Raw genomic sequence first — 4,998 nt, forward strand, 5'->3', positions numbered from 1 at the left:
GTCGCCGATGTCGGGCTGGCTCTCGGAGGGCGCACCGCCCAGTCCGTCACCTTCTCGCGCGATCTCGACCGGCTCAACGTCATTATCGATTCCAACGGCCTGGTCGGCGCGAGGCTTTCCTCGACACAGACCTCGCTTGGCCAGCTCTCCGGCGCCGCTCAGACCTTCCTGTCCGCCCTGACCACCGCTTCCTCAAGCGACTCGTCCAACAGCCTCACCCGGGACTCCGGCAAGGCGACCATCCAGCAGCTGACCTCGATCCTCAACACCAGCGTCAATGGTGAATATCTGTTTGCCGGCACCAACACCGACGTCAAGCCGATCAACGATTTCACGGCTGCCGGCTCTCCCGCCAAGGCTGCATTCGATACCGCTTTCCTCACCAATTTCGGTTTCACCCAGGACGACCCGGCAGCGGCCAACATCACGGCCGCCCAGATGGACGATTTCATCACCAACGATGTCGCGCCGCTGTTCACGGGCGCGGGTTGGCAGGGCGACTGGTCGAACGCCACCGACCAGCAGATCGTCAGCCGCATCGCACTCAACGAAACCACACCGACTTCGACCAGCGCCAACAGCGATGGCATTCAGAAACTCGCCATGGCCGCAGCCATGGTCAGCAGCCTGATGTCCAGCAACATCAGCCAGGCGGCGAAGAATACGGTTGTCAGCCGCTCCACCACATTGGTTGGCGAAGCGCTGAGCGGCATTGGCCAGCTTCAATCCGAGACCGGCATCGTCCAGAAGCGGGTTTCCGATGCCAACGATCGGATGAAAACGCAGGTCGACCTTTTCGAACGGCACATTCTCGATCTGGAAGCCGTCGATCCGGCGGCAGCCGCGACACGGGTCGCGGACCTGACACAGCACATCGAAACGTCTTTCGCGTTGACCGCACGCCTGCAGCAGCTCAGCCTGTTGAATTACCTGACCTGACAACGCTTAACGGAACGGTAGAGCCCCAACGATGTACCAATTCTCCTACGCCGACATCCAGAGCAACTCCGTTGCCGACGCGAAGGACCGCGAGCGGGAGCTTCTGACCCGCTCGATCGACATGCTGGCGGCGGCAGCAGCGGCCGGCCACGATTCCATGGAAGCGATCGAGGCGCTTCACTTCACCAACCGCGTCTGGACCGCCTTCGTCGAGGATCTTGGCTCCAGCGACAACGCCCTGCCCAAGGAACTGCGCGCCAATCTCATTTCCATCGGCCTGTGGCTGCTGCGCGAGGCGGAGGACATCCGTCAGGGCCGCACCAACAATTTCGAAGGGTTGATCGAGGTGTCCCAGATCATCAGGGACGGCATTCAATGACCAACACGCTGAAGATATCGCTGAAGCCGAACGAAAAGATCTACATCAACGGCGCCGTCATCCGGGTCGACCGCAAGGTCACCGTCGAATTGATGAACGACGTCCAGTTCCTGCTCGAAAGCCACGTGATCCAGGCCGACGATGCCTCGACGCCGCTCAAGCAGCTTTATTTCATCCTGCAGGTCATGCTGATGAACCCGGCCGGCGCCGCCGCGGCGCGCGACATGTTCCGCCGTTCGCTGCCGCTGCTTCTGGCAAGCTTCGAGGACACCCAGATCTGCAGCGCGCTGAAACAGATCGACCGCATGGTCGGCGAGGATCATATCTACGAGGCGCTGAAGGCGATCCGCGCGCTTTATCCGCTCGAACGCCGCGCGCTGGGTGGTAATGACGATGTTTTGGGTGCCGAGCGCCCGCTGGCCGTGGGAGCACGATACTGATGAACGTGGACATGACGACGACGATTCCGACAGGCGCCAATCAGGCCACGGCGTCGACCTCGAAGACAGCGGTCGACTACCAGTCCTTCCTGAAGCTTCTGATCGCCGAGATGAAGAACCAGGATCCGACCAAGCCGATGGATTCGACGCAATATGTCGCCCAGCTCGCCACCTTCTCTCAGGTCGAGCAGTCGGTGCAGACCAACACCAAGCTCAATCAGATCATGCAGTCCTCGGCGCTGTCGCAGGCCGACGCACTGATCGGGCGCTCGATCACCTCCGCCGACGGCCTGACCACGGGCACCGTGGCTTCGGTGCGCCTCGCCAGCAACGGTCTCATCGCCGTGCTGCAGAACGGCACCGAAGTCGCCGTCGGTCCGGGAGTCTCGGTCAAGGCAGCAAGCTGACGCTTTCGACAGAGAGCCAGTCCCATGAATGAGGCCGACGCTCTCGACATCGTCCAGTACGCGGTGTGGACGGTGCTCGTCGCGTCCGCTCCGGTGGTGCTGGTCGCCATGGCGGTCGGCATCGGCATCGCCCTCATCCAGGCGCTGACGCAGGTACAGGAGATCACCTTGACCTTCGTGCCGAAGATCGTCGCGATCATGCTGGTGGTGGCGTTGACCGGCCCCTTCATCGGCAGCCAGATATCGGCCTTCACCAACGTCATCTTCGAGCGCATCCAGAACGGCTTCTGAGCCTGTTCCAGGATGGTGTGCCGCGGCATGCCGTTCGCAATTGTGCGAGGACAGACGCCGCCGATCCCCGCGGCACCTCCGGACCCACGGCGGACAAGGCCTGGACCGCCTCTATCCCATTGTTGGACCATGCGCTTTTTTGCCCTTTGCGGCGCCATGCCCTACTTTCGGCAAACGGTCTGCGCAAACGGATTGTCTGACGAGCAGGCACGACATGGCAGGAACCCCAAATGATTGACGAAAAGCCGGACAGCGAGAGCGTCTCGGCGCTGGCGCCCTTCCGGCACGGCATTTTCCGCGCCGTGTGGGGCGCAAGTCTCGTCTCGAATTTCGGTGGCTTGATCCAGGGTGTCGGCGCCGCCTGGATGATGACCACGATCGCCACCTCGCCCTATCAGGTGGCCCTGGTCCAGGCTTCGACCACCTTGCCGATCATGCTGTTTGCACTCGTAGCCGGCGCCATCGCCGACAGTTTCGACCGGCGCAAGGTGATGCTTGTCGCCCAGACCTTCATGCTGGTGGTGTCGGTGCTTCTGACCCTGTTCACCTATTCAGGCCTGATCACGCCGTGGACGCTGCTCGCCTTCACCTTCCTGATCGACAGCGGCACCGCGCTCAACAGCCCGTCATGGCAAGCCTCCGTCGGCGACATCGTCCCCCGCAACAAGGTGCCGGCGGCCGTCGCCCTCAATTCGATGGGCTTTAACCTGACACGCAGCGTCGGTCCGGCGATCGGCGGCATCATCGTCGCCGCGGCCGGTGCCGCGGCCGCCTTCGCGGCGAACGCGGTGAGCTATATCGGCCTGATCGTCGTGCTGGCGCGCTGGAAGCCGGACGTGCCGGTATCGACCTTGCCGCGCGAGTCGCTGGGGGCTGCCATGGGCGCCGGCCTGCGCTATGTCGCCATGTCGCCCAACATCGGCAAGGTGCTGGTCAGGGGTGCTGCGTTCGGCTTCAGTGCAGGCGCTGTGCTTGCGTTGCTGCCTCTGGTGGCGCGCGATGTCGTCAAGGGCGATGCGCTGACCTATGGCATCATGCTCGGCGCCTTCGGCATCGGCGCGGTCGGCGGCGCCTTGATCAGCGTCAGGCTGCGGCAGTTGCTGTCCAGCGAGACGATGGTGCGCTGTGCTTTTGCCGGCTTCGCTGTCTGCGCATTCAATGCCGCCGTCAGCCAGCATGCCTGGCAGACGTCGCTCGGCCTGCTTGTCGGCGGCGCCTGCTGGGTGATCGCGCTTTCGCATTTCAACGTCACGGTGCAGATGGCGACGCCGCGCTGGGTGGTCGGCCGGGTGCTGTCGGTCTACCAGACCGCGACTTTCGGCGGCATCGCGCTCGGCAGCTGGATCTGGGGTGTCGTCGCCGATGCGCACGGCGCCGAAACCGCGCTGATCGCAGCCAGCGTCGCCATGCTGGCCGGCGGCGCCATCGGTCTTTTGCTCCCGCTGCCGCAACAGCAGGTGCTCAACCTCGACCCGCTCAATCGCTTTAAGGAACCGCACCTTGCGCTTGACCTGAAGCCGCGCAGTGGTCCCATCGCCATCATGATCGAGTATGTGATCCGGCACGAGGACGAACCGGAGTTCCTCGCCATCATGGCCGAACGCGGCCGCATCCGCCGTCGTGACGGCGCCCGCAACTGGACGCTGGCGCGCGATCTCGAGAATCCCACCGTATGGATCGAGCATTATCACACGCCGACCTGGATCGAATATATCAGGCACAATGGACGCATCACCCATGCCGACGCCGTCATCGGCGAACGCGTGCGGGCCCTGCACAGCGGCGACGAACCGCCCCGCGTGCGGCGCATGATCGAACGCCCGACGACCGCGGGCACAGCGCTTGTGATGGCCAAGGGACCGATCGAGCATTAGGGCTCCGCAACCACTGTCGCAGGCCCCCGCTTGGCCGTCCGTCACCCCTCGCCCGATAGGTCCCGGCGCGCCTTGTCGAGTTCCTCGGCATAGCGCCGCATCAGATGGCCTTCGGTCAAAAGCCCCAAGACGATGTGGTCGGTGAAATCCTCGACGACTGCGAGTTCTTCGGCGCCGGCGCGCTGGAATGTTTCCGCGGCGGCCTGCACGTTCATGCTCGGCACCAGCACCGCGTCCTTGTATTTGGCAAGATCGCGCACCGGCACCTCGCCATCGGAAGGATCGCTGTGCAGTTCGGCCACGATCAGCACGCCGACATAGTGGTCGCCCGCGTCGACGGCGATGACCCGCTGGGCAGAGCCGAGCGGCACTTGCTTGCGGAAGGCTGCCAGCGTCGTCGAGGCATAGATGGTCTTGATGTCCTTGCGCATCATCGAGCCGACTGTGAGGCTGCGCATCCAGCCGACATCGTGCGCGCTGCGGATGGTCTCGCCGCGCAAATGGAAGCGCCATGTCGAGAACGAGTAGCCGAAGGTCTCGCGCACCAGGATCGCCGACATGATCGAGGCGGCCAGCACAACGCCGGTCAGCGTCAGGTCGCGGGTCGATTCCAGCGCCAGGAAGGTCATCGTCAGCGGACCGCCGACGACACCGACTGCGAGCGACGT

At 63.8% G+C, this 4,998-nt stretch carries 7 protein-coding genes; 6 read left to right on the plus strand and 1 reads right to left on the minus strand.

All coding sequences use genetic code 11. From position 1 onward, the window contains the following. From EN893_RS18660 to EN893_RS18685, 6 genes are all read left to right on the plus strand, one after another. Positions 1–939: flagellar hook-associated family protein (locus EN893_RS18660; RefSeq protein WP_128361691.1), on the plus strand; the 939-nt coding region annotated here is incomplete at its 5' end. Between the two features lie 31 nt (positions 940–970). Further along, a complete protein-coding gene (flaF, locus tag EN893_RS18665; RefSeq protein ID WP_023810018.1) occupies positions 971–1,318 on the plus strand; it encodes a flagellar biosynthesis regulator FlaF in 348 nt (115 codons plus the stop codon). Further along, entirely contained in the window at positions 1,315–1,758 is a 444-nt protein-coding gene (flbT, locus tag EN893_RS18670; RefSeq protein WP_027038236.1) for a flagellar biosynthesis repressor FlbT, read from the plus strand. The genes flaF and flbT overlap by 4 nt, the downstream gene beginning before the upstream one ends. Continuing rightward, positions 1,758–2,165 (plus strand): flagellar hook assembly protein FlgD, encoded by a 408-nt coding sequence (flgD, locus tag EN893_RS18675; protein ID WP_013529774.1) that lies wholly within the window; start codon positions 1,758–1,760, stop codon positions 2,163–2,165. The genes flbT and flgD overlap by 1 nt, the downstream gene beginning before the upstream one ends. 24 nt (positions 2,166–2,189) lie before the next feature. Next, positions 2,190–2,456 (plus strand): flagellar biosynthesis protein FliQ, encoded by a 267-nt coding sequence (gene fliQ / locus EN893_RS18680; RefSeq protein ID WP_023810020.1) that lies wholly within the window; start codon positions 2,190–2,192, stop codon positions 2,454–2,456. A 230-nt stretch (positions 2,457–2,686) separates the two neighbouring features. Next, positions 2,687–4,330 carry an MFS transporter gene (locus tag EN893_RS18685; RefSeq protein ID WP_127276143.1) on the plus strand — a complete coding sequence of 548 codons (1,644 nt, stop codon included), beginning with the start codon at positions 2,687–2,689 and terminating at the stop codon, positions 4,328–4,330. Between the two features lie 41 nt (positions 4,331–4,371). Here EN893_RS18685 and EN893_RS18690 read toward each other — a convergent pair. Beyond that, on the minus strand, positions 4,372–4,998 hold a 627-nt coding region (locus EN893_RS18690; RefSeq protein WP_348632484.1), incomplete at its 5' end, for a CBS domain-containing protein.

The sequence above is a fragment of the Mesorhizobium sp. M7A.F.Ca.CA.004.04.2.1 genome (assembly GCF_004022825.1).
Lineage (GTDB): Bacteria > Pseudomonadota > Alphaproteobacteria > Rhizobiales > Rhizobiaceae > Mesorhizobium.